The 22192-nt window shown below is 45.2% G+C and carries 24 protein-coding genes; 18 read left to right on the forward strand and 6 right to left on the reverse strand.

Annotation, left to right across the window (positions count from 1 at the left end):
* Positions 1 to 72: 72 nt before the first annotated feature.
* Both L1D31_RS21330 and L1D31_RS21335 read left to right on the forward strand, forming a co-directional pair.
* Positions 73 to 1086, forward strand: coding sequence for an acyltransferase family protein (locus L1D31_RS21330; protein WP_239838989.1), 1014 nt, complete (start codon positions 73 to 75; stop codon positions 1084 to 1086).
* 181 nt (positions 1087 to 1267) lie between these two features.
* Positions 1268 to 2245 carry an amidohydrolase family protein gene (locus tag L1D31_RS21335; RefSeq protein ID WP_239838990.1) on the forward strand — a complete coding sequence of 326 codons (978 nt, stop codon included), beginning with the start codon at positions 1268 to 1270 and terminating at the stop codon, positions 2243 to 2245.
* A gap of 1 nt (position 2246) precedes the next feature.
* Here L1D31_RS21335 and L1D31_RS21340 read toward each other — a convergent pair whose 3' ends face one another.
* Positions 2247 to 2576 (reverse strand): DUF2500 domain-containing protein, encoded by a 330-nt coding sequence (locus tag L1D31_RS21340; protein WP_239838991.1) that lies wholly within the window; start codon positions 2574 to 2576, stop codon positions 2247 to 2249.
* A 307-nt stretch (positions 2577 to 2883) separates the two neighbouring features.
* Between L1D31_RS21340 and L1D31_RS21345 the strand changes: the two genes are divergently transcribed.
* The 4 genes from L1D31_RS21345 to L1D31_RS21360 all read left to right on the forward strand — a co-directional run bounded on the left by L1D31_RS21345 (position 2884) and on the right by L1D31_RS21360 (position 5795).
* Positions 2884 to 3249 (forward strand): DUF4145 domain-containing protein, encoded by a 366-nt coding sequence (locus L1D31_RS21345; protein WP_239838992.1) that lies wholly within the window; start codon positions 2884 to 2886, stop codon positions 3247 to 3249.
* Between the two features lie 939 nt (positions 3250 to 4188).
* Complete coding sequence (locus L1D31_RS21350) at positions 4189 to 4812, forward strand: lysoplasmalogenase (RefSeq protein ID WP_239838993.1); 624 nt, start codon at positions 4189 to 4191, stop codon at positions 4810 to 4812.
* A gap of 63 nt (positions 4813 to 4875) precedes the next feature.
* Positions 4876 to 5112, forward strand: a complete 237-nt coding sequence (locus L1D31_RS21355; RefSeq protein ID WP_239838994.1) for a YecH family metal-binding protein — start codon at positions 4876 to 4878, stop codon at positions 5110 to 5112.
* 98 nt (positions 5113 to 5210) lie between these two features.
* A complete protein-coding gene (locus L1D31_RS21360) occupies positions 5211 to 5795 on the forward strand; it encodes a YhgN family NAAT transporter (RefSeq protein ID WP_239838995.1) in 585 nt (194 codons plus the stop codon).
* 52 nt (positions 5796 to 5847) lie between these two features.
* On the opposite strand, the gene L1D31_RS21365 is transcribed toward L1D31_RS21360, so the two are convergent.
* Positions 5848 to 6114 (reverse strand): DUF1145 domain-containing protein, encoded by a 267-nt coding sequence (locus L1D31_RS21365; RefSeq protein WP_239838996.1) that lies wholly within the window; start codon positions 6112 to 6114, stop codon positions 5848 to 5850.
* Between the two features lie 12 nt (positions 6115 to 6126).
* On the reverse strand, positions 6127 to 6726 hold the full coding sequence (gene rsmD, locus L1D31_RS21370) for a 16S rRNA (guanine(966)-N(2))-methyltransferase RsmD (RefSeq protein ID WP_239838997.1): 600 nt from the start codon (positions 6724 to 6726) through the stop codon (positions 6127 to 6129).
* A gap of 210 nt (positions 6727 to 6936) precedes the next feature.
* Here rsmD and ftsY point away from each other — a divergent pair, with 210 nt between their 5' ends.
* From ftsY to glpG, 6 genes are all read left to right on the forward strand, one after another.
* Positions 6937 to 8178 (forward strand): signal recognition particle-docking protein FtsY, encoded by a 1242-nt coding sequence (ftsY, locus tag L1D31_RS21375; RefSeq protein ID WP_239838998.1) that lies wholly within the window; start codon positions 6937 to 6939, stop codon positions 8176 to 8178.
* Positions 8179 to 8206: 28 nt separating this feature from the next.
* Positions 8207 to 8881, forward strand: a complete 675-nt coding sequence (gene ftsE / locus L1D31_RS21380; RefSeq protein ID WP_239838999.1) for a cell division ATP-binding protein FtsE — start codon at positions 8207 to 8209, stop codon at positions 8879 to 8881.
* Complete coding sequence (gene ftsX / locus L1D31_RS21385; protein WP_239839000.1) at positions 8871 to 9839, forward strand: permease-like cell division protein FtsX; 969 nt, start codon at positions 8871 to 8873, stop codon at positions 9837 to 9839. Before ftsE ends, ftsX begins: the two co-directional genes overlap by 11 nt.
* 171 nt (positions 9840 to 10010) lie before the next feature.
* A complete protein-coding gene (rpoH, locus tag L1D31_RS21390) occupies positions 10011 to 10868 on the forward strand; it encodes an RNA polymerase sigma factor RpoH (protein ID WP_239839001.1) in 858 nt (285 codons plus the stop codon).
* A gap of 417 nt (positions 10869 to 11285) precedes the next feature.
* The gene (glpE, locus tag L1D31_RS21395) at positions 11286 to 11612 is read left to right on the forward strand and encodes a thiosulfate sulfurtransferase GlpE (protein ID WP_239839002.1); all 327 of its coding nucleotides are present in this window, start codon (positions 11286 to 11288) and stop codon (positions 11610 to 11612) included.
* An 8-nt stretch (positions 11613 to 11620) separates the two neighbouring features.
* Positions 11621 to 12451: a rhomboid family intramembrane serine protease GlpG gene (glpG, locus tag L1D31_RS21400; RefSeq protein WP_239839003.1), complete on the forward strand. Its 831-nt coding sequence runs from the start codon at positions 11621 to 11623 to the stop codon at positions 12449 to 12451.
* Positions 12452 to 12486: 35 nt separating this feature from the next.
* Here glpG and L1D31_RS21405 read toward each other — a convergent pair whose 3' ends face one another.
* Positions 12487 to 12894 carry a flagellar basal body-associated protein FliL gene (locus L1D31_RS21405; protein WP_239839004.1) on the reverse strand — a complete coding sequence of 136 codons (408 nt, stop codon included), beginning with the start codon at positions 12892 to 12894 and terminating at the stop codon, positions 12487 to 12489.
* Between the two features lie 164 nt (positions 12895 to 13058).
* Between L1D31_RS21405 and L1D31_RS21410 the strand changes: the two genes are divergently transcribed.
* The gene (locus L1D31_RS21410) at positions 13059 to 13598 is read left to right on the forward strand and encodes a chorismate lyase (RefSeq protein ID WP_239839005.1); all 540 of its coding nucleotides are present in this window, start codon (positions 13059 to 13061) and stop codon (positions 13596 to 13598) included.
* Entirely contained in the window at positions 13599 to 14456 is an 858-nt protein-coding gene (ubiA, locus tag L1D31_RS21415) for a 4-hydroxybenzoate octaprenyltransferase (RefSeq protein WP_239839006.1), read from the forward strand. It abuts the gene before it with no gap.
* A 55-nt stretch (positions 14457 to 14511) separates the two neighbouring features.
* On the opposite strand, the gene plsB is transcribed toward ubiA, so the two are convergent.
* On the reverse strand, positions 14512 to 16947 hold the full coding sequence (gene plsB / locus L1D31_RS21420; protein ID WP_239839007.1) for a glycerol-3-phosphate 1-O-acyltransferase PlsB: 2436 nt from the start codon (positions 16945 to 16947) through the stop codon (positions 14512 to 14514).
* A 206-nt stretch (positions 16948 to 17153) separates the two neighbouring features.
* Here plsB and L1D31_RS21425 point away from each other — a divergent pair, with 206 nt between their 5' ends.
* The 4 genes from L1D31_RS21425 (at position 17154) to dinF (ending at position 20620) form a co-directional block, all read left to right on the forward strand.
* The gene (locus L1D31_RS21425) at positions 17154 to 17516 is read left to right on the forward strand and encodes a diacylglycerol kinase (protein WP_239839008.1); all 363 of its coding nucleotides are present in this window, start codon (positions 17154 to 17156) and stop codon (positions 17514 to 17516) included.
* A 98-nt stretch (positions 17517 to 17614) separates the two neighbouring features.
* The gene (gene lexA / locus L1D31_RS21430) at positions 17615 to 18229 is read left to right on the forward strand and encodes a transcriptional repressor LexA (protein ID WP_239839009.1); all 615 of its coding nucleotides are present in this window, start codon (positions 17615 to 17617) and stop codon (positions 18227 to 18229) included.
* A 189-nt stretch (positions 18230 to 18418) separates the two neighbouring features.
* Positions 18419 to 19237, forward strand: a complete 819-nt coding sequence (locus L1D31_RS21435) for a class I SAM-dependent methyltransferase (protein ID WP_239839010.1) — start codon at positions 18419 to 18421, stop codon at positions 19235 to 19237.
* A 27-nt stretch (positions 19238 to 19264) separates the two neighbouring features.
* Positions 19265 to 20620 (forward strand): MATE family efflux transporter DinF, encoded by a 1356-nt coding sequence (gene dinF / locus L1D31_RS21440; protein ID WP_239839011.1) that lies wholly within the window; start codon positions 19265 to 19267, stop codon positions 20618 to 20620.
* 42 nt (positions 20621 to 20662) lie between these two features.
* Here dinF and sthA read toward each other — a convergent pair whose 3' ends face one another.
* Positions 20663 to 22093, reverse strand: coding sequence for a Si-specific NAD(P)(+) transhydrogenase (gene sthA, locus L1D31_RS21445; RefSeq protein ID WP_275666197.1), 1431 nt, complete (start codon positions 22091 to 22093; stop codon positions 20663 to 20665).
* Between the last annotated feature and the right edge of the window lie 99 nt (positions 22094 to 22192).

The following is a 22192-nucleotide window of genomic DNA, read 5'->3' on the forward strand; positions in this document are numbered from 1 at the left end:
GTTGACCAAGGTTACACCGTGGTCAACTTTTTTATTGCTATCTTCAATAAGTTAATCAATGAAGGTGGCTATATGAGAAATAGGGTACTGTTCTTCGATTTGCTGCGATGTGTCGCTGCTGTGGCGGTTATCGCAATTCATGTTCTTGCCCCCTATCGACAGGAATTAGGCAGTATTCCTTTCTCTGAATGGGCCACCGCAATCGGTATAAATAGCATAAGTCGTTGGGCTGTCCCTGTGTTTATTTTGATCACCGGAGCGTTGATGCTCAGTGATACCCGGCCATTTGATGCCAAATACTACGTCAAACGTCGATTAGGCAAAGTTTTGGTGCCGTTTATTGTTTGGTCGCTGTTCTATGCGTATCTTTCGGGGTGGAGCTTGAACGGTTTTAATCCTGAAGAAACCAAGCAAGTGCTTGCCAATAGTGCTTCTCACGCCACTTATTATCATCTCGGTTTCTTCTACTACTTCATTCCTTTGTATTTCGTCATTCCGTTTTTTCAATATGTGATCAGGCATTATGGTGATAGCTCGTTGTATTCCTATGTAGTGATTTGGTTGGTGACGACCTTACTGTTTTTAATCGGTATTGATGGGCCTTGGAGTAATCAAATGTGGCTCTACAGCGGCTATTTACCTCTAGGGTACTTGCTGTATAAAAGAGTGCCTCTGACTTCGCCTTATGTCGCCATGTTCGCGGTCGTGGGAATAGGGGCTCTTATCATGACGGGATACGCGGTCATCACCAACAGTGTTGAAGCACAAGAATATACCGTAGGGCGATGGCTGTCGTATAAGACACTCAATGTGGTACTGGCTGCGAGCATGATTTTCATGTTATGTCGTTATGTTGGTGAAAACTTGCCTGATAAGGCCAACAAAGTGATCGGCTTCATTAGCCAACACAGTCTTGGCATTTACATTCTCCATCCGATCTTTCTCTGGCCAATGAAAGAGTATGGCTGGTACCAAGGCCACCCCGCTTGGGTGATTCCTGTGTGGATTGTCTTGAGCGGTTCTGGTGCGCTAGTGATGAGTTTGATAGTGTCTAAATCCCGACGTACTCGCTGGTTGTTGCCTTAGTATTGCTGTCAGCTAGTCGCCATTGATTGGTGCTTGTCTGTGTTTCCAAACCGTAACCGATTAAATTAAAAAGGTTTATGCCGAAAACATGGCATGAATCTGCCTGAATTATCAGGTTAATTGTTATATTGAATACTTAATCGCAGTGAGGTGAACGGTAATACTCGTTCAGGAAGGGAATATGAACAGAAAATGGTTAGCGGGCTTAATGTTGTCATTAGCCCCATTCGCCAACGGGTATGACGGCGGTTTTAATGATGCCGAGATCCATTATGTTGATTTTTTTCAGCGTACCGATGGCATCAAATATCTGGTGCATAAGATGGATCAAAGCAACATTGAACATGCGTTTGTGATGGGCCTGCCGATTATGAAAAAGTGGAATGCTCACGATCCCGTCGCACCACGTTATGAATTTGGCGATGACTCACCTGTCTATTACTACTCACGTACTGATGAGATTCTCTACCGAGCAGTGAAAGACTCGCCGCATCAAGATCGACTGTTTCCTTTTATTACCGGCTTTAACCCCACGGATATGTTCGCGGCGGAACAAGTCGAGCAGATGATTGAAAGCGACCCTGGCTTCTGGAAAGGAATTGGTGAGATTCTGACCCGTCATGATGGCTTGTCTGCGCTGACATTAGGCGAACAAGCAAGAGCCAATCATCCTGCTTTGATGAAGGTGTATCAGGTTGCGGCGAAGCACAAAATGCCGGTGATTCTGCATACCAACATCACGTCTGAGCGAGAAACGCACCCGTTGTACAAGCATGAGCTGGTGGAGGCGTTAGAAGAAAACAGCAAAACTAACTTTATCTGGGCGCACGCGGGGACGAGTTCGACATTGCTACGACGTCAGAATTTGTCTTTTCTCATCGATGAAGTCAGCGAGCTGCTGGATGATTACGATAATCTCTACATCTTGGCATCTTGGAGCTTACGTGATGTGATACTGGCGAGTCCTGAATCGAAGAAAGAATGGGTAGCGTTGATCAAAGAATATCCCGACCGCTTTATGATTGGCTCTGATGTTGTGGGGCGTTTTAAAATTACAGGTGAAGTGTTATCTCGTTGGGATGAAGTATTGGAAGCGCTGCCGGATGACGTGGCCGAAAGCATGGCGAAAAACAATATGCTCAAGATGGTGAAGCGCTAGGTTAGCGCTTCATGGCAAAATGGATAAATTTATCACCTTGGTAGGTCAGTGTGCCTTTATCACCAGGGTTTAAAGCGTGGAAATAATGAATGCCAACCTGAAACTCACGCTTTGGCCCTAAACGCCCTTTCTGTACGTAGATCCAATACTCCTGATCCTCTTGTCCTGGTTGAGTATCCTGAATATCTATCGACTGTTTATCCAGTACAGTCACATCTGCGGTTTGTTCTGGCGCATCTTCTCCTTGAATATGTCGACGATAGAATCGACTAAACGCCCAGCCGCTGGCTATAACAAACACGATAATAGCGATAAATAACGTTAATGGCATTGTCGCTCTCCCCAAAAAGCCGATGGGTTATTTTAGTGCTAATTTGGACTCAGGTTGGGGCTTTGAACACAACTGTGAGCCTCTGTTGTTGTCCTTTGTATCATTCTTCGAGACACATCACACGCTAGTAGTAATTTTGTCATTATGCTGATAAGGCTAGTCGTTGATTCCTTTACATTAATTTACTTGCAAAGGACAGTGAAAATGGGGCTATATAGTAGGTAATGAGACAGATTGTTATTGACTAAACTACTGGTTGGAAGAAGCCAGTTTCACCCCTTAGACTTACTAGTGATGGAGGGAAGCCATGTCTGATATCGAACAAGTGGTGACAAGGACACGTAAAATTGAAAAGCTGCTTCGCACGCAATATCACGCTGAAGGAAAGGGATTGCATCAGTTGATCACCAGCTGTGAAGAGCGATTACCGCATGATGTGATCGATAAGCTGCGCTATATCGCTACCATCCGAAATAAAATTGTACATGAAGAAGATTATAAATTAGAAAGCAGTCATGACTTTCTCTCTGTGTGTGATCAGTGTGAAAAAGAGCTCACGCCACGTAGTAGTCGCTTTATCTGGCGAGCTGCGATTACACTCATGACGCTGATTACCTTGGCTGCGCTATTTTTCTATTATGCGCACTGGGATATTTTGTCTAAGCACTTATAACAAAAGCCTTAAAAGATAAGGTTTTAGCTAAATAGTTAAACTTAGAAATCCGTTGGATTTATAAGCGGGTTTTGTGTGAAAAATCTGCTGGATAACAAAAAGGGACGCTAAAGCGTCCCTTTTTGTTTTTGTATGTATGACTTAGTACATCATCGGCAGTGTCATGAGGCCAACAACAACCGCGATCATTACAAGTCCTTGTTTTTGTGAAGAAGTAATCATAACTCTGCTCCTATTTAGTGATGCTTAACTGTATGTAATTTAGAATAGCAGTATTTTTGTGCTTTGATCAAGTTTTTATTTTTCTAAGCCTTGAAAGTTCATTTTCTAAATCGATAAAATGGTGGTTTTTGATGGTTTTTTCACTGTGATTTCTATGATTTTTACTCTGATTTAAAAGTGTTCTATTCGTTGTGTTTTTGTTTTAAGTAATTGATTTTAAATTGGTTAATTATTGTTTGTTGTTTGTTGATTTAAATAGATTGTTGTTTTTACAATAATATTGGACTGTAAGTGTCATTGTCGGGTTAAATTGATAGTTATAGGCTTGGTATTTCTTAAGATGAGAGTGATTCTCTATTGTTCTAATTCTTAGTCTCCTTTTATAGACTAAAACTTTTAAAATTAAAGTGGTTAACTTTACTGGTCTTATTTTATCTTATTGATTTTTTTGTGTTTTTTTGTCTTAATTTAAAGTGTTATGTTGGTTTTTTTAGGTTTGTTGTTGGCTAGGTGTTCAGTTTGCTAAAAAGTCGGATTTCTATAGCCTGAATGAGCAGCGAAGGCATAGAAGAATGGAGTGGTATGTTTAAACCGCTAGTTTAATACTGGCAAAGTCAGTATTTCAGAAGCCAATCAAGATCCAAGTTTTGCTTTCCATTTCTGGACATCTTTATCTGCCTGCCTACACTGGCGACTCAGTTTAAAAGAGGTGGACCCATGTGGAGCTGGCTTTCAGTCGCGCTATCAGGATTTATTAGTATTTCTGCTAATGAAAGCAACCAGAACAAACAAGCGGTCGTGTTTAAAACATTGTCGTTAGCTATGCTCGTCGTCATGCTCTGGAGTCAGAGTGATGCGATTGGTATATCGGTTTGGTGGGTGACCCTGGGGTTGTTGGTATCCATGTTGGCTGATGGCCTTTATATCTATAAGCGACATCAAAAGCTGTGCTTTGCTGCGTTTGTCGGGGCTCAGCTTTGCTATAGCACCTCTTTTTGGCTCCAATTATCCGGTGAGATAGTCTGGTGGCTTCCTGCTATGCTGCTGGCGATTGGTATAGTGGTATTTTTCCTAATGCTACCTAAAATTGATCGTCTGATCTTTCCGGTTGTGATAATGGGTATGATGCTGTTGCAGCTCAACTGGGCTGCGGGTGAAGTCTGGTTATTGACTGGTACCTTGGCTAGTTTATTAGGTTTCTTTGGAACTCTGACACTTACTTTATCAGCAGGGCTTCTTGCCGTGCATGATTACAAACACTCCATTCGCTATGGTCGGTATCTTAGTTCGGGTAGCTATCTGTTGGCGCACTCACTGGTTACCGCTTCGTTGATTATTTGAAATCAAAGTTGACTTGATAGTCTCAGGTTATGCTCATTCCACTGATCATAAATGGAGAAAGTTATGTCTAATGAAATACACGCACATCAAGTTCTAAACTTACTGCATGAACGACCAATGGCAATTCAGGAATTGCGCGAGGCTGCTTGCGCTGCATTTGGTGAGCAAGCAAAGTTCCATACTTGTAAGCTGAATGGGTTGGATCTGGACGCATTGATGGCATTTTTTATCGAGCGAGAGAAAATTGTTGCGGTGGGTGATAAGTGGGCGTTGAACTTAGAGCGTGTTTGTAGCCATTAAAAACTCTACTTTTGGCCTCCAAATTGTCAAACGGTGTTGATATACTTCGCCGACTTTTTGCTCTGCTGTTGAGAATCTTTGGCTTTGGAGGCTAAATCATGGAAATTCTTTCTGCCGCAACCATGTTGTTCCTTATCATGGATCCGCTTGGCAACCTTCCTATCGTCCTTTCTATTCTCAAGCATCTTGACCCAAAACGCAGACGCAAGGTGCTTGTTCGTGAGCTGTGTTTTGCGTTGTTCATTCTCATGCTATTCCTATTTGCAGGTAAGACGATTCTGAGCTTCCTTCATGTTGAACCAGAAACGCTGAGTATCTCTGGTGGCATCATTCTGTTCATCATTGCGATTAAGATGATCTTCCCAAGTGCGGGCAGCATTACAGGCCTTGCGGCGGGTGAAGAGCCATTTATTGTCCCTATGGCCATTCCTATGATCGCTGGACCATCGGTGATTGCTGCATTGCTACTTCTGTCGACCCAGCACCCGGACAAATTGCTTGAGCTGTCTGGCGCTGTCTTGCTGGCGTGGGGAGCGACCTTCTTTATTTTGATGTTTTATAACTTTTTCCACCGTATTTTAGGTGAGCGTGGTCTGAAGGCGATAGAACGCTTGATGGGGCTGCTGCTAGTGATGATTTCCACCCAGATGTTCCTAAATGGAGTTAAGGGGTACCTGAGTTAAAACAAGAACGCCGCTTATCATGAGCGGCGTTCTTATATTAGATATGGTGATCTTACATCATGTACTTGCGACGAATATCGAGCAGGGCGAAAATGCCGAAAATTAGAATCGACCATTTTTCCCAATTGGTCATCTTAATCTTGTCACCAAACGCGCCGATAAAGATGGCTGATTGCAGGCCATGCATGATGAACAGGAAAGCCGTCATGATGTAAAGCGCAATCGCCGCTTTGCCCGGAAAGGGCATAAAGAAGTTCAGGATCAGGATGAACCACACAAAGCCAATCGCGGCTTTGGCCAGTAAAAGTAGAGCTTTCATGAGACTTCCTTTTTAGTCTTGTTGTCTTTCAAATAATCGGTAACTGACTTGGCCTGCCGTTTTTTCTCGGTGTAGGTGCCAGTTGGCTGGAATGCCTTCCAACTCAAGTTCTTTCTCAGTTTCAATGTAAATCATGGCATCGTTGGCCAACCAGCCATTACTTTCCAGCAAAGTGACGGTTTGTTCCAGCAAGCCTTTACGAAATGGTGGATCGATAAATACCACATGATGCGGTGTCCCTGCTTGTTGAAGAAAACTCAACGCGTCGCTGTTAATCGCGGTCAGGTTATCTGAATTAAGAGCCGCAATGTTTTTTTCTAACTGCTTGAATGCATTTGGGTTGAGCTCAATCATGGTGACACTATCAGCCTGACGCGAAGCCGCTTCAAAGCCTAATCCGCCGGAGCCGGCAAACAAGTCGAGGCATTTTGCTTGAGGCACATCCTGAGCCAACCAGTTGAAAAGGGTTTCTTTTACACGATCGGTTGTCGGGCGCAGCCCTTCTGCATCATGAACAGGCAGTTTTCTCCCTCTCCATAAGCCGCTAATAATTCGAACAAAGCCCGTTGAAGGCTTTTTTTGTGATGTGTTTTGCTGGCGACGCCGTACCATAGATTTTTTGACCGCTAATAAAGTGATACTATACCCAGTCGCTCAGTGAGTTCATCCTGAGTACAGCCCAAATTTTGTTGATGACAAAGTGTATACCATCGTTATAACGCTGGAAACTTTTCACTCTGTTGTCATGTTTCTTTTCTTAACCGGGGCAATACCTCGGCGAAAAGTGTCAGAATAAATTAAGACAATCTAGGATATCCCCAGATGACGGAAAAAAAGAAGCGCGGATTACTTTCTTGGCTTGGCTTCGGTGACGAGGAACAACAGGCTAAGCAAGCTGCTGAAGAAACCCAATCGGACATTGTTGAGGAAGTCGCAGCAGAGGCGCAAACCGTTGACGAAGCTCAGTCAGAACCTCAGGCTGACCTAGCAGAAGCAGAAGCAGAAGCAGAAGCAGAAGCAGAAGCAGAAGCAGAAGCAGAAGCAGAAGCAGAAGCAGAAGCAGAAGCAGAAGCAGAAGCAGAAGCAGAAGCAGAAGCAGAACCGCCACAAGAACCTCGTGTGAGTGAGCAAGACAAGCCAAGCGAAAGCTTTTTTGCTCGTTTAAAGCGCAGCTTGGCACGCACCAAAGCGAATATTGGGGCGGGCTTCTTTGGTCTATTCAAAGGCAAGCAAATTGATGATGAGCTGTTCGAAGAACTGGAAGAGCAGTTGTTGATAGCGGATGTCGGTATGGATACCACGATGAAAATCATCGACAGCCTGACTGAAAAAGCTTCGCGTCAGGATTTGAAAGACGGTGAAGCACTGTATGGCCTGTTAAAAGAAGAGATGGCAGGCATTCTCTCGACCGTTGAAAAACCGCTTGAAATTGATACCAATAAAACCCCTTACGTTATCCTGATGGTTGGCGTGAATGGTGTCGGTAAAACGACAACAATCGGTAAGCTGGCTAAGCAATTCCAATCACAAGGTAAAAAAGTCATGCTGGCTGCAGGTGACACCTTCCGTGCTGCGGCTGTCGAACAGCTTCAAGTATGGGGCGATCGCAATCAGGTACCTGTTGTGGCGCAGCATACAGGTGCAGACAGTGCATCGGTTATTTATGACGCCATTGAGTCTGCAAAAGCCAAAGGTGTTGATGTGGTGATTGCCGATACTGCGGGGCGCCTACAAAACAAAGCCAACCTGATGGAAGAGCTGCGCAAGATTGTCCGTGTCATGAAGAAAGTGGATGACTCAGCACCGCATGAAATCATGCTGACACTGGATGCGGGCACGGGCCAAAATGCGATTAGTCAGGCAAAACTGTTCAGTGACGTAGCACCATTGACTGGCATTACCTTAACCAAGCTTGATGGTACCGCAAAAGGTGGCGTTATCTTTGCCTTGGCCGATCAGTTCCAGATCCCAATCCGTTATATTGGGGTGGGTGAAGGTATTGACGATCTGCGCCCATTTGAAACTCAGGAATTTATTGACGCATTATTCAGCCGCGAAGACTAATCAGTAGCTCAGGTAAGAGGAACGACGAGTGATAAAGTTTCAGCAAGTAAGTAAAGCGTATCGCGGAGGCAGACAAGCGCTGCAAAAGGTAGACTTTCACCTACGCCGCGGAGAAATGGCTTTTCTCGGTGGCCACTCCGGCGCTGGGAAAAGTACTTTGCTCAAGTTGATTTGTGCCATTGAGCGCCCAACGGATGGCAAAATCAGCTTCAACGATCACGATATTACTCGTATTCCCAATAAAGACATCCCGTTCTTGCGTCGAAACATCGGCATTGTCTTTCAGGACCACCGCTTACTGATGGATCGCTCGGTGTTTGATAACGTCGCATTGCCGATGCGTATCGAATCTATCTCAGAGAGTGAGATTAAACGTCGAGTTTCTGCCGCGCTGGATAAGACTGACTTACTGGATAAAGCAAAGTGTTTACCGAGTCAGCTATCTGGTGGTGAGCAGCAACGTGTTGGCATTGCTCGAGCCGTAGTGAACCGGCCAACGCTGCTGTTGGCGGATGAACCCACGGGTAACTTGGATCCGGATCTATCAAACCGAGTGATTAAATTATTTGAAGAGTTTAACCGAGCGGGTGTCACCATTTTACTGGCAACGCACGATATTGGGTTGGTTAATACTCGCCCGCAATATCGTCATCTAGAGCTGAACCAAGGCTTCCTGAGTGAGGTAGAAGATTATGGCTGCTAACGTGCGTAATAAGAAGGCGACTAAAAGTCGTCCCCAGAATCGAGTGAAGCGCGATAGTTTTTTTACCGTGCATTTCAAACAGGCGAAAGCTTCGTTCTCGATGATGTGGTCTCGTCCTTTAGGGAATATTCTTACTTTAGCAGTGATCTCCATGGCATTAGCTATGCCAGCGGTCATGTATTTGCTGGGAAAAAATTTGGCCGTGGCTTCTACTAATGTTACCAGCCCATCAAAAGTGAGTGGCTATATTGAGGAGCAAACGCCGGAAGCACGCGTTATGGTGCTCAAAGACCAGCTAGAAAGTATGGATGAGGTGGCCAAGGTGGAATACATTTCTCCTCAGCAAGGTCTGGAAGATTTAAGCCAATACTCAGGATTTAACCATGCCCTTTCACTCTTAGACGACTATGCGCTACCGGGTGTGTTGATCATCACGCCAAGTGTTGAAGATAACGAGAAGATCAAGCAATTGGCGGCGACGATTGCCAAGGAAGAAGAAGTGACGGACGTTCGTCTTGATGAAGATTGGTTAACCCGCTTAGATGCGATCAAGAATTTAGTCAGTGGTATTGTGATCACTCTGTCTGTACTGATGCTGGGATCGGTATTTCTCATTGTGGGCAACACGTTGCGCTTTAACGTGCTTGCGAATAAAGAAGAAATTCAGACCATGAAACTGATCGGTGCGACTAACCGCTTTATTTTACGCCCTTATCTTTATTCTGGGATGTGGTTTGGCTTATTGGGCGCATTCACAGCTTGGGTCATGACCGCTATTATTACCGTAGTTCTGAACAGTAGCGTCGAACAACTGGCTCTGCTGTACGATAGTCGTTTCCGTCTGATTGGACTAAGCTGGGATGAAAGTTTGTTGCTATTGATGCTTGGTACATTCCTTGGATGCTTGGCTGCGAAAGTGTCAGCGCAGCGCCACTTGAAAGAAATTGAACCTGTCTAAATAGCAAATGTCTTACTCTTACTTGAAAAAGTACACGCTACCGTGTACTTTTTTACTTGTATAGCCGAAAGGTTTATGCATAATAACTTTCCCTGCTTGAATCTTGTTCATTTTAGGTTCAAGATTGTTGGGTTAAAACTTACTCCAGATCAGATATTGATGAGGAATTGAATGACTAACCAAGCGTATCCAATGGCTGTAGTGACACAAGATAGCTTAGATAGCTATATCCGCACAGTGAATGGTTATCCAATGCTAACCGCTGAAGAGGAACGTGAACTGGCTGAGCGACTACACTATGATGGCGAAATTGAAGCGGCAAAAGGCCTGATTCTTTCGCATTTACGTTTTGTAGTGCACGTAGCTCGTGGTTACTCTGGCTATGGTCTGCCCATGGCGGATCTGGTACAGGAAGGTAATATCGGCTTGATGAAAGCAGTAAAACGCTTTAATCCAGAAGTCGGCGTACGTTTGGTCTCATTTGCAGTGCACTGGATTAAGGCTGAAATTCATGAATACGTACTGCGTAACTGGCGTATTGTGAAAATAGCGACCACCAAAGCGCAACGTAAATTGTTCTTCAATCTACGTAAGTCTAAAAAGCGTCTTGGTTGGTTCAATAACGGTGAAGTGGAAACTGTTGCAAAAGAGCTGGGTGTGGAGCCATCTGAAGTGCGCGAGATGGAATCTCGTCTAGCCGCTCAAGATGCCGCTTTCGAAATGCAGAACGATGATGATGATTCAGGCGTATCTTACTCGGCACCTATGCTATACCTCGAAGATAAAGCCTCGGATGTGGCTGACAATGTTGAGGCAGCTAACTGGGAAGCTCATACCAATAACCGTTTAAGCTTAGCATTATCTAGCCTTGACGAACGCAGCCAGCATATTGTTCGTTCTCGTTGGCTGGAAGATAACAAGTCTACGTTACAGGAGTTGGCAGAAACCTACAGTGTGTCAGCAGAACGTATCCGCCAGTTAGAAAAGAATGCCATGAAAAAACTCAAAGCGGCAGTCGGCGACTTCTAACTTTTAGTTAAAGCAAAAATTCAAAAAAGCCGAGATCGAATGATCTCGGTTTTTTCAGTCTCTGGGATCCAGAAATTATCTATTTCTCTCTTTTTATGGATCGAATTTTGCCGTGTTGCCTGTGGGTAACTCTGTGATAAATTTCTTTGCTATATGTCAGAAAGGCGGGTGAATAAAGGTGTCAGGAGTAATGAGCCTATGGGGATACTTTTACTTTTACACACAAAAAAATAAGGATCATCACTACATATTGTGGATCCAGAATTGTAAAACTACTTTATCAACGTAATTCACAGCTTTATCCACAAACGGTGAATAAATGATCGCAAGTGGATAACCCTACAGCTGCGGTGTACTTGTTAACCACTGGATAGGTTACAATGACAATCAACAATGATTCTTTTCAAGAGACAGCAAATGGACCAGTTTCAACACATTGATGTCGCAGGGGCGCAGGCATTGCTGGAGCAAGGTGACGCTCGCCTTGTCGACATTCGCGATCCGCAGTCTTTCGCTGTGGCTCACCCACAGGCTGCATACCATCTAACGAATGACACGATTGTTCAACTTATGGATGAAGTGGAGTTTGAGCAACCTATTCTAGTGATGTGCTACCACGGCATTAGCAGCCAAGGCGCAGCACAATATTTGGTTAACCAAGGCTTTGAGCAGGTGTATAGTGTGGATGGAGGCTTTGAAGCTTGGCAACGCGCTGATTTGCCTATTGAATCTCACATGCCATAGGAACCGCTATGATAAGACTGATTTCGATTTCCAATCTGCGCATGGCACAAGCGTTCATTGATTATATGGCCTCTCGCCGTATTGATGTGAAAATGATGCCGGAAGGAAGTGGTCAGTTTGCACTGTGGCTCAGCGACTCTCAACATCAGGTGGAAGTCGAGGCTGAGCTACAGCACTTCCTCGATAATCCAAGTGATAGCAAATATCAAGCTGCTTCGTGGGAGATGGCAGAGACGCGCACCAGCCAATTTAGCTACCAGTCACCGAGTATGTTGTCGATGGTCAAAGCCAAAGCAGGTCCGATAACATTAGCGGTTATGTTGATCAGTGTTGTGATTTTTACCTTGCAGCAGTTTGGCGCAGGGCAATCAGTGTTTTCAGCGTTGCACTTTCCTGCACTCGCTGGACAAGAATGGCAGTTATGGCGCTGGGTCAGTCATGCGGTTTTGCATTTCTCTGTCGTACACATAGCGTTTAACTTGTTATGGTGGTGGCAGCTTGGCGGTGATATTGAACAGCGCCTAGGAGCGAAAAAGCTTTTACAGCTATTTTGGGTGTCGGCAGCGCTTTCTGGAGCAGGGCAATACTGGGTTGAAGGTGCAAACTTTGGTGGATTGTCAGGTGTCGTGTATGCCTTGGTTGGGTATTTATGGATGCTCGGATACAAAGCCCCTCAGCTTGGCTTGAACATACCTAAACCGGTTATTGGTTTCATGTTAGTGTGGCTGGTGTTGGGGTTTGTTCAGCCGTTTATGGCAATTGCTAATACCGCTCACCTGGTGGGGTTACTTTCTGGAGTTGTATTGGGCTTGGTTGATGCCAGCCGAGCCAGAACATAAAAAAAGCGGCTTCGGCCGCTTTTTTGTTCGTCAGGTTATTGATAGAGGTACTTGGTAAACAACAAGTCAGCAATAATGGTGCGCCCTGTTTCGGGTAGTAGAATCGAGTTCAATTGCTCGACTAAGTTTTTACGCAAGTCTTCACGACCAGCTAAAGAGGTGATCGTATCTGAAGACTGCTTGCCAAGTAGCTCGATCACCGCATCTCGAATCAAAGGCTGGTGAAGCTCGATGATGGCTAAGTCACTTTCGTTGGCCACCATGATATCAATCCGAACCTGAATGTAGCCCAGCTTTTTGCCTTGGGTATAGAAATTAGTGGTGAGATCTGGCTCAAGAGTAAAGTACGCCAGTTTCGGCTCTCCGCTTTCTTCTGCCATGGATGGAAAACTGGCCAAGACGCACAAGGCGACAAATATTTGGACTAAGTAACGTTTAATCATATTTCTGTCTTTTCTTTCTTCTAATCACGATACTCGAATCGCCTGAGTCTTGTTACAATAGAGCATCTATTTGTAATAATTATGCGTTAAACACTCGATGAGTGGTTAACAACAAAGATCAAAGCTTTATTGTACGATGATAAGGCTACTTATTGAATACTAGTATGAATCAATCTACTTCGCTTTATTTATCTGCCCTTCGTCAGGTTGAATGGCAAGATCCTGATAAGTTTAGCTTTCCTACACAGAGTGCGGAAAATTGGTTGTTAGAACAGGGCTCATTGTCACGTTTATTGGAGTCCCACTGCCAAACGCTAAGTGTCGACTTATTGCACAACAAAGTGGTTAAAGCTGAGAAGCTCACGTCACAGGAGATTCAGTTACTGGCAAAAGAAGAATGTTTGCTGCGTAAAGTGGTCTTGAAAGGCGATAAGCAACCTTGGGTGTTGGGCAGAACCTTGATCCCACAGTCATCAATGGATGGTCAACAGTATGATCTGACCCGTCAGGGAGAGATCCCTCTGGGGCTCACGGTGTTTAATGCCGAAAATGTCCAACGTGATGCACTCCAAGTGGGCTGGGCAAAAACGCCCGATGGTGAGTTTCTTGCTCGTCGCTCTCGTTTATGGATGAACCACAAACCTATGTTAGTGGCAGAGCTGTTTTTGCCTACCGCACCAATGTACTCAAAGGAGAGCGTGTAAATGACGACGGCCACTAAAGCTCAGGCGTATTGGCAGTTGATGCGCATGGATAAGCCAATTGGCACCTTGCTGCTACTTTGGCCAACCATGTGGTCGTTAGTGATCGCGGCACAAGGCTTGCCTGATCCCATCGTGCTGGTTGTGTTTGCCCTTGGCGTGTTGTTTATGCGTTCAGCGGGGTGTGTGATCAATGACTTTGCGGATCGTAAAGTGGATGGCCACGTTAAGCGTACCAGTGCGCGACCTCTGCCTTCTGGGCGTGTAACATCAAAAGAGGCTCTCGGCTTGTTTTTAGTGTTATCGGTGGCGTCGTTCTTATTAGTGCTGACGATGAACGCGTTGACCATTCAGCTCTCTTTTGTTGGGTTATTTCTCGCCTTTATTTATCCTTTTATGAAGCGTTATACGCACTTACCTCAGTTGTTCTTGGGGGTAGCTTTTAGTTGGTCGATTCCGATGGCTTGGGCTGCTCAAGCGAATGAACTACCTACGATGGTGTGGTTTATCTTCGCGATAAATGCGTTGTGGACGATAGCCTATGACACGCAATATGCGATGGTTGATCGAGATGATGATTTGAAAATTGGTGTTAAATCGACAGCGATTCTATTTGGCCGCTACGACAAAATGATCATAGGTGCATTGCAGCTGCTGACGATGGCGATGTTAATTACGTTGGGTAATTGGTATCAACTGGGAGCGAGTTACTACTGGAGTCTATTGGTTGCGGGTGCTTTGTTTGTTTTTCAGCAGCACCTTATCCGTCATCGTCAGCGAGATTTGTGCTTCCAGGCATTTCTCAACAATAACTACGTTGGGATGGTTATTACTATCGGATTGTTGACGGCATTCTGGTAAGCAAAAAGGAAGGGCATCCAATGAGGATGCCCTTTTTATGTGTCTTACTCAGTGATCACACGGCTTCACTTACCTGACAAATACTTTCTTTTATTGTCAACCGCACTTCGGGATAAAGCATCGAATAAAGAAGATCGGCAAGTATCTGACTTTTATCCTGATCGCAGTTGCCTTCATTGTCCAAATACGCTTGCTGTTTGAGAGTGGTAAACATGGACGAGAAGACACCTTTATCAAAAAACTCAGGTGCGTTGATACCATGCAAACGTCCCAAACGTTGTGCGATTTCTTGGCTCTTTTGCTCTAGATCCGCTTTACCCAACTCAGGGTTGGCTGTCAGCAAGTTGAGAGTGATTGAGTAACGTTGCAAAGTTTCTGTGATCGTGCGGCCTAGCAGCATCAGCACCTGAGTATTCCCCTGCTTAAGTGACACGTTTTGCTCCGTATCAATCACCACCAAACCAAGACGAGCAATCTCTTCGATGTAGGCTTCGGTAACATCGCCAAGCTGCTCTTCTTCAATACTCAGGAACAACTCTTGTTTTAAGAATGGGTAAACCAAGGCCACATTGGCTTTGATTTTTTCCAGGTTCAGCTGCTGATGACGGATCAGCATTTGTGCGATGAGAGATGGAATTGCGAACAAATGAATAATGTTGTTGCGATAGTAAGTCATCAGAATGGACTGATTGCGATCAAGAGAGACAATGTCGCCCATGGTATCTGACTCAATCACAAACTTATCGAGTGACTCAGCATGTTTGACTAGCGCTTCTGCATCCTCACTTGGCACTGTATACGTGGATGAATATGGTACGTTCTTAAGTAAAGAGAGGTAACATTCGATTTGTTTCACTAAGCTGTCGCGAGACAACGCGCGTTGACGTGAAGCCAGCAGCGCGGTAGCACACAAAGTTAATGCGTTAGTTGCAGCGGCATCATTGATGTGCGTCATCATCTTAATCGCAAGGTCATTGACCACAGGGTTTAGCCATTGTGGCTTGGTTGTGCCCATTGGGTCTATGTCTTGTGTCCATTCTGGGGCGTTCTCATTGAGATATTGGTTCAGAGGGATAGGTTCACCAAAGTTCACGTAGCCCTGGCCGAAGTTACGTAGCTTACGAATTGTTCGTAGGACCAGCCCAGCGTTTTCTTTTTCTTTACGCTTGCCACGCAGTTCCTTGGCGTAGGTGCTGACTTCCATTACGTGTTCATAACCAATGTATACTGGCACCAGTGTCACTGGGCGGTTGAGACCACGTAACATGGCTTGAATAGTCATCGCCAGCATGCCAGTTTTTGCCTGCAGCAGTCGGCCAGTACGTGAGCGTCCGCCTTCACTGAAGTACTCTACCGAGTAACCTTTTGAGAACAGTTCTGCGAGGTATTCACGGAAAATGGTCGAATAGAGTTTATTGCCTTTAAAGCTACGGCGAATAAAGAACGCACCACCGCGACGGAATAGTGGTCCGGCTGGGAAGAAATTGAGGTTAATACCTGCTGCGATATGCGGAGGTACCATGCCTTCATGGTACAAGACGTAAGACAGCAGTAAGTAATCCATATGACTGCGATGACATGGAACATAAACAATCTCGTGGCCGTCTTGAGCTAGCTTACGCACGGTTGAGGCATTGTTTATGTTTAAGCCCTGATAGATACGGTTCCACAGCCAGCTTAGTAGTCGATCGCCATTTCTGACCAAAGAGTAGGAAAAATCAGCAGCAATTTCATCCATGATGTTGTGAGCTTCTTGGCGCGCTTTATCAAGAGATATTCCCTTCGCTTTCGCCTCATCTTCAATTACTTTCTCAATCGCTTTGGACTTCATAAGACGATTAAATAGCGCTTGACGATTGGGTAAGTTAGGGCCAGAGGCCGCAAGCTTTTGCCGCGAGAAATGGATACGTGCGACGCGGGCTAACTTGTGCGCTATCGCCGTGTCGGTGCCGTGTGAGTCTGCCATATAACGTAAAGAAACTACGGGGCTGATACGTACCAAGCAATCTCGACCAGATCTTAATACAGCTAACGCTTTTTCGGGGCCATTGAGTGACTGCAAGTAAGGCGTTTGCTGTGACTCTTTTCCTGGTTTCCGACCCCATAATACGGTGGCAGGAAGGACTTGAACGTCCAGTTCACGGTCAAATTTGTGCTGTTCTAGTAAATCAGAGAAGAGCGCAATGGATTCGTTAGGAACGCCTTGGTCGCTATTCATCACAGTTTGACGTGAAGAGGTAAAGACATAACGCTGGAACGACTTACCATTGATCTCGACGGGTTCAAGTGGATCTGGTAAGCCTAAGCGAATAACCTGCATTTGTAGCGTGATTAAATCGACACTTGAGCGATAAGGCAGGGCATAGATAATGGGTTTGTTTACATCAATGCTATGATCTTCAATAGGATTTGAAGGAATCGCGGTTCCTTTGACCATCACCGACAAAGGCAGCTTTAGTAAGGAACTCGATAGTGGTTGTCCGGAAGACATAAGGTTCTTGGCCTCAAAAAAACAGATAAATCGCAAAAGCCGTGTTCCATCTTCTTTATTGTAGAAGCAGACGCTGTACTTAAGCTGATATTTTCAAGGCTGCAAGGATATCAGAAACTGGTCGAACCTTTTACTGTAAATTGAACACGAAAACGCCAATTTCACCAAACTCAAATCATCTACTTAATAATTCAAGAGAAAATGCTGTGCCGCAAAAAACACTTCATGGTTTTAAACGTATTAAAAATGCCACCCGTTACTCATGCCAAGGCTTAAAGGCCGCCTTTCAAAATGAACCTGCATTTCGAGAGGAAGTGGTACTTGCCGCGTTGATGATTCCCACGGCATTTTGGCTAGATGTCTCTCAAAGTGAACGCATATTGCTGATTGCGACTGTGATGCTGGTTTTGATTGCTGAGTTATTTAATAGTGCGATTGAAGCCGTTGTTGATCGTATAGGTCAAGAGCAGCATGAGTTGGCTGGTAGAGCGAAAGATATTGGATCAGCTGCGGTTATGATCACTATGCTATTGACTGGTTACGTGTGGGTGGAAGTATTGTTTTTCTAGTCAAAAGTTTAACTCTATCAAAAAACCAGCAATTGGCTTTTCATTTAAACCATTACTGGATATACTCACAGTTAACTGTATAAAAAGACAGGTGACTTATGAAGCCGCTAACGCCACGCCAGCAACAAGTATTTGATCTGATAAAGAGTAAAATTGATGACACAGGCATGCCTCCAACGCGTGCCGAAATTGCCCGCGAGTTGGGTTTCCGCTCTGCGAATGCTGCTGAAGAGCACCTGAAAGCTCTCGCGCGTAAGCAAGCCATTGAGATTATCCCTGGTGCCTCCCGTGGGATTCGTATATTGCTAGAAGAGGCGGCTAATGATGGCTTGCCTTTGATTGGTCAGGTTGCCGCAGGTGAACCCATTTTGGCTCAGGAACATGTCGAGGCGCACTATCAGGTTGACCCGGCTATGTTCAAACCACAAGCAGACTTTCTACTGCGTGTGAACGGCGAAAGTATGAAAGATATTGGCATTATGGACGGGGACTTGCTTGCCGTGCATAAAACACAAGATGTTCATGATGGACAGGTTGTGGTCGCTCGGGTAGATGAAGATGTGACAGTGAAGCGATTGGAGCGTAAAGGTTCAACCGTGTTGCTACATGCTGAAAATGAAGAGTTTGAGCCGATTAAAGTTGACCTAACTTGTCAGCACCTTGCAATTGAGGGCTTGGCGGTAGGTATTATCCGCAATACAGATTGGATGTAATACCCGTTAGTTATTGGCCGTAACGGTAGTTGTTTTCAACGTTAGTAATTAGAGTTACTGACGTTGAACGACTGATGACAGAAAAATATCACAGTGACTCAGCCTTTTAGACTGAATTGAGATCTATTCTCAATATCTTGCCTTTGTAATTGATATTCATTATCATCTTCATTCTGGTATGGAAGGAAGATGATAATGACTGCTAAGCAAAAAGCATCAACTCATCGCTATCAAATCCCGGCTAATCTGCTGCAGCCTCTCTGGTTTCGCAGCAGAGAAAGCTTGGTAGATGATGGCTTAGTATACGACCCGATCGCGGCAAGTGCATGTCAGCGCTGTCAGCTTGCGCCGGAATGTTTATCCGGTGACGTCGATCAGAAACAACTCCTTCACGCTACCCTGACTCAAATTTGTGATGAGCAGGTCAACCATTTTATCTCTCGTAATCCTGATGGTTGGATAATTAACGTTGGTGCTGGATTGGATACACGCTTTTACCGTGTTGATAACGGACGCTGCCACTGGCTTGAACTGGACGTGACGGAGAATTTACTCTGGCGGCAAAAACTCTTCCATAAAAGTGAGCGTTACCAGCATATGTGTGGCAACGTTGACGACTTATCTTGGCTAGATAATTTACCTGTCCCAGAAAAATCCCCTGTCTTGATCGTTTGTGAGCATGCTTTGCTTGATTGCACCGAAAAGCAGGTAGGCAAATTCATACAGGCGTTGGGTTGCCACTTCGATTCAGCCAGAGCGTGTGTAGTGCTTGCTGGTGATTTAACGGCCAGTAAGTTAGGCCAAAAGACGGGAGCAGGCCGTTACAACCATGGCTACGTTTCTCCCGGAGATGCAACACTGAATTATCTGCCTTGGGCTCGCTGGGCGAAAACCTTCTCACCGCTTGATAAACACTGTGGGCGCTGGAAATTGTGGCAACGCTGGCTGACTAAATTCACTTCTCTGAAGCACAGACTCACTCCCGTAGTAGTTCAGCTTCGTTGGTAATCCGGTTACACTTTGCACTCTTCTTTTATGACGAGTGCAAATGTGCTATTACTTCAAACTCTTTCCGATAAAGCACTGCATAAGCAGGTTCTTCTGCTGGCGATTCCTATGGTGCTCTCCAACATTACCGTCCCTTTACTTGGGCTTGTTGACGCCGCGGTGATAGGGCACCTCGAACATTCTTGGTACTTGGGTGGCGTTGCCCTTGGCAGTACCATGATCAGCGTGACTTTTTGGGTGCTTGGTTTTTTGCGAATGTCGACAACAGGTTTGGCGGCGCAGTCCTACGGTGCTAAGGACGACAAGCAGCTCGGCTTAGTATTTGCTCAAGGCGTTGTGATGGCGCTAGGTTTTGCCTTAGTTTTTCTTATTTTTCACAAACCGATTGCTGATATGGTATTTGGGTTAAGTCATGCCAGTGATGAAGTTAAGCATTATGGAGATCTGTACTTTTCTGTCAGAGCGTGGAGTGCCCCTGCCGCGCTGGTGAATTTTGTTTTACTCGGATGGTTGTTGGGTACACAGAATGCACGAGATCCCATGTGGATGGTGATCATTGCTAACGTCACGAACATCTTTCTTGATGTCTTACTAGTGATAGGCCTTGGCTGGAAAGTTGAAGGCGCAGCTTTGGCGTCGGTGATTGCTGATTACAGTGGTATGAGTTTTGGTCTTTGGTGTGTATGGCGTACTTGGCATAAGCGTCAGCTACCGTCACTGGTCTCATTGTTGAAGGAAACTACCCATGGATTAAGTCGTTTTGTCAAACTCAACCGAGACATCTTTCTTCGTTCATTGTGTTTGCAAGCTACCTTTACGTTTATGACCTTTCAGGGGGCAAGCTTTGGTGATGATATTGTTGCGGCTAATGCGGTATTAATGAGCTTTTTGATGATAATTTCCTATGGCATGGATGGTTTTGCTTATGCGATGGAGGCTATGGTTGGCAAAGCCATTGGGGCTAGGGACAAACATCAGCTTAGTGCATCACTGGTAGGGACTTTTTTCTGGAGCTTGATCATTTGTTTGGGATTAACCCTTATATTTGGCTTTGCTGGTTCACCCCTGATCGGCATGATCACTGATATTCCTAGCGTCCATTATACTGCATTGGAGTTTCTGCCGTGGCTGATGGCAATGCCATTGGTCTCGATGTGGTGCTTCTTGTTGGATGGGATATTCATCGGGGCCACTAAGGGCAGGGAAATGCGCAACAGCATGTTTTTCGCCATGTGTGTGTTCTTTGGTGTTTTTTTCGCGCTAGCCAGCTTAGGTAACCATGCATTGTGGTTGGCGATGTTGAGCTTTATGGGGATGAGAGGTTTGACACTGGCGTTAATTTTTTATCAGCAGTGGCGCAGCGAACGTTTCTTTAACGCTTGAGATAAAGCCGCAGCGAAACTGCGGCTTTAGTCATATCTCGAATTAGAACAATCGGTTGAGACCATTCAGTGCTGCGACACGATACGCTTCGGCCATGGTTGGGTAGTTAAAGGTCGTATTAACGAAGTACTCAATTGTATTGGCTTCGCCTTTTTGCTCCATGATCGCTTGCCCGATATGGATGATTTCCGCGGCACGTTCGCCAAAGCAGTGAATACCGAGAATTTCTTTGGTTTCGCGGTGGAAGAGAATTTTTAAGCTGCCGATATCTTTGCCTGCAATCTGCGCACGTGCCAGATGTTTGAAAGAAGAACGACCGACTTCATAAGGGATTTTCGCCGCCGTCAGCTCTTGCTCTGTTTTACCTACTGAACTGATCTCTGGGATGGTATAAATACCCGTTGGAATATCTTCAATCAAACGGCCGTCAGCTTGACCCTTATTGATCGCTTGGGCAACAAATCGACCCTGGTCATAAGCTGCGCTCGCTAAACTAGGGTAACCGATCACATCACCAACCGCGTAGATATGTTCAACTTCTGTTTGGTAATTACTATCGACTTTTAACTGGCCTCGAGAATCCGCATTGAGCCCCACCGCAGATAAGTTGAGCTTGTCGGTGTTACCAGTACGCCCATTGGCGTAAAGAATACAGTCAGCACGCATTTTTTTGCCCGATTCTAGGTGGATGATCACTCCATCTTCAGTGCCTTCAATTTTCTCATAAGTTTCGTCGTTGCGGATCACGACACCACTGTTCCAGAAGTGGTAGGAAAGCGCATCGGATACTTCGTTATCGAGAAAAGACAGCAATCGATCTCGGGTGTTGATAAGGTCAGTTTTCACGCCTAAACCACGGAAAATCGATGCATACTCACAGCCGATAACGCCGGCACCATAAATGATGATATGACGAGGATCGTGCTTCAGGCTCAAGATAGAATCGCTGTCGTAGATGCGTTCATGCATAAAGTCGACATCAGCTGGCTGGTATGGGCGTGAGCCTGTTGCAATCACAAATCGATCAGCGCTGTAAAGTTCTTCGGTGCCATCTGTTTGAGTGACGGCAATGGTGTATTTGTCCGTAAAACGTGCAGTACCGAAAATCAATGAACACTGATTACGGTCATAGAAGCCTTGTCGTAGACGAGTCTGTTTATCAATCACAGACTTTGCGTGGCCAAGTATATTAGAAAAGGTCGAATGTAGGCTGGTGTTGTTATGGCAAAACAGCGGGTTGTTATTGAATTCGATAATCCGACTAACTGCATGACGCAGTGCTTTTGAAGGGATAGTTCCCCAGTGAGTGCATCCGCCACCGACGCTGCTCTCTTTTTCCACTATGGCGACATTGAGTCCCGCTTTGGTTAGCCCCATTGCTGCCCCTTCACCACCAGGGCCACTACCAATAACGATCACGTCAAAGTGGTTATTTTCCGCCATAACTTTTCCTTTGTTATATTGTCTTAACATTGCTTTAGCGAGATTTTAACTGATTTCGCGATAGAGCACACGGTTGGCATACTAGAGAGTGGAAGTGATCACGCAGAAACTTACCGATCTGACTTTGGT

Origin of the sequence: Vibrio sp. Isolate23 (assembly GCF_022398095.1) — a bacterium.
Lineage (GTDB): Bacteria > Pseudomonadota > Gammaproteobacteria > Enterobacterales > Vibrionaceae > Vibrio > Vibrio coralliilyticus_A.

Coding starts and splice junctions, on each gene's coding strand:
- L1D31_RS21365 (WP_239838996.1), bottom strand. CDS start 6,114: ATGAAAGCTCTACTTTTACTGGCCAAAGCCGCGATTGGCTTTGTGTGG.
- L1D31_RS21435 (WP_239839010.1), top strand. CDS start 18,419: ATGATAATGACTGCTAAGCAAAAAGCATCAACTCATCGCTATCAAATC.
- sthA (WP_275666197.1), bottom strand. CDS start 22,093: ATGTTAAGACAATATAACAAAGGAAAAGTTATGGCGGAAAATAACCAC.
- L1D31_RS21345 (WP_239838992.1), top strand. CDS start 2,884: ATGTCTGATATCGAACAAGTGGTGACAAGGACACGTAAAATTGAAAAG.
- plsB (WP_239839007.1), bottom strand. CDS start 16,947: ATGTCTTCCGGACAACCACTATCGAGTTCCTTACTAAAGCTGCCTTTG.
- L1D31_RS21405 (WP_239839004.1), bottom strand. CDS start 12,894: ATGATTAAACGTTACTTAGTCCAAATATTTGTCGCCTTGTGCGTCTTG.
- L1D31_RS21335 (WP_239838990.1), top strand. CDS start 1,268: ATGAACAGAAAATGGTTAGCGGGCTTAATGTTGTCATTAGCCCCATTC.
- lexA (WP_239839009.1), top strand. CDS start 17,615: ATGAAGCCGCTAACGCCACGCCAGCAACAAGTATTTGATCTGATAAAG.
- dinF (WP_239839011.1), top strand. CDS start 19,265: ATGACGAGTGCAAATGTGCTATTACTTCAAACTCTTTCCGATAAAGCA.
- ftsY (WP_239838998.1), top strand. CDS start 6,937: ATGACGGAAAAAAAGAAGCGCGGATTACTTTCTTGGCTTGGCTTCGGT.
- L1D31_RS21410 (WP_239839005.1), top strand. CDS start 13,059: ATGAATCAATCTACTTCGCTTTATTTATCTGCCCTTCGTCAGGTTGAA.
- glpE (WP_239839002.1), top strand. CDS start 11,286: ATGGACCAGTTTCAACACATTGATGTCGCAGGGGCGCAGGCATTGCTG.
- L1D31_RS21340 (WP_239838991.1), bottom strand. CDS start 2,576: ATGCCATTAACGTTATTTATCGCTATTATCGTGTTTGTTATAGCCAGC.
- ftsX (WP_239839000.1), top strand. CDS start 8,871: ATGGCTGCTAACGTGCGTAATAAGAAGGCGACTAAAAGTCGTCCCCAG.
- glpG (WP_239839003.1), top strand. CDS start 11,621: ATGATAAGACTGATTTCGATTTCCAATCTGCGCATGGCACAAGCGTTC.
- rsmD (WP_239838997.1), bottom strand. CDS start 6,726: ATGGTACGGCGTCGCCAGCAAAACACATCACAAAAAAAGCCTTCAACG.
- L1D31_RS21350 (WP_239838993.1), top strand. CDS start 4,189: ATGTGGAGCTGGCTTTCAGTCGCGCTATCAGGATTTATTAGTATTTCT.
- L1D31_RS21330 (WP_239838989.1), top strand. CDS start 73: ATGAGAAATAGGGTACTGTTCTTCGATTTGCTGCGATGTGTCGCTGCT.
- L1D31_RS21360 (WP_239838995.1), top strand. CDS start 5,211: ATGGAAATTCTTTCTGCCGCAACCATGTTGTTCCTTATCATGGATCCG.
- L1D31_RS21355 (WP_239838994.1), top strand. CDS start 4,876: ATGTCTAATGAAATACACGCACATCAAGTTCTAAACTTACTGCATGAA.
- rpoH (WP_239839001.1), top strand. CDS start 10,011: ATGACTAACCAAGCGTATCCAATGGCTGTAGTGACACAAGATAGCTTA.
- ubiA (WP_239839006.1), top strand. CDS start 13,599: ATGACGACGGCCACTAAAGCTCAGGCGTATTGGCAGTTGATGCGCATG.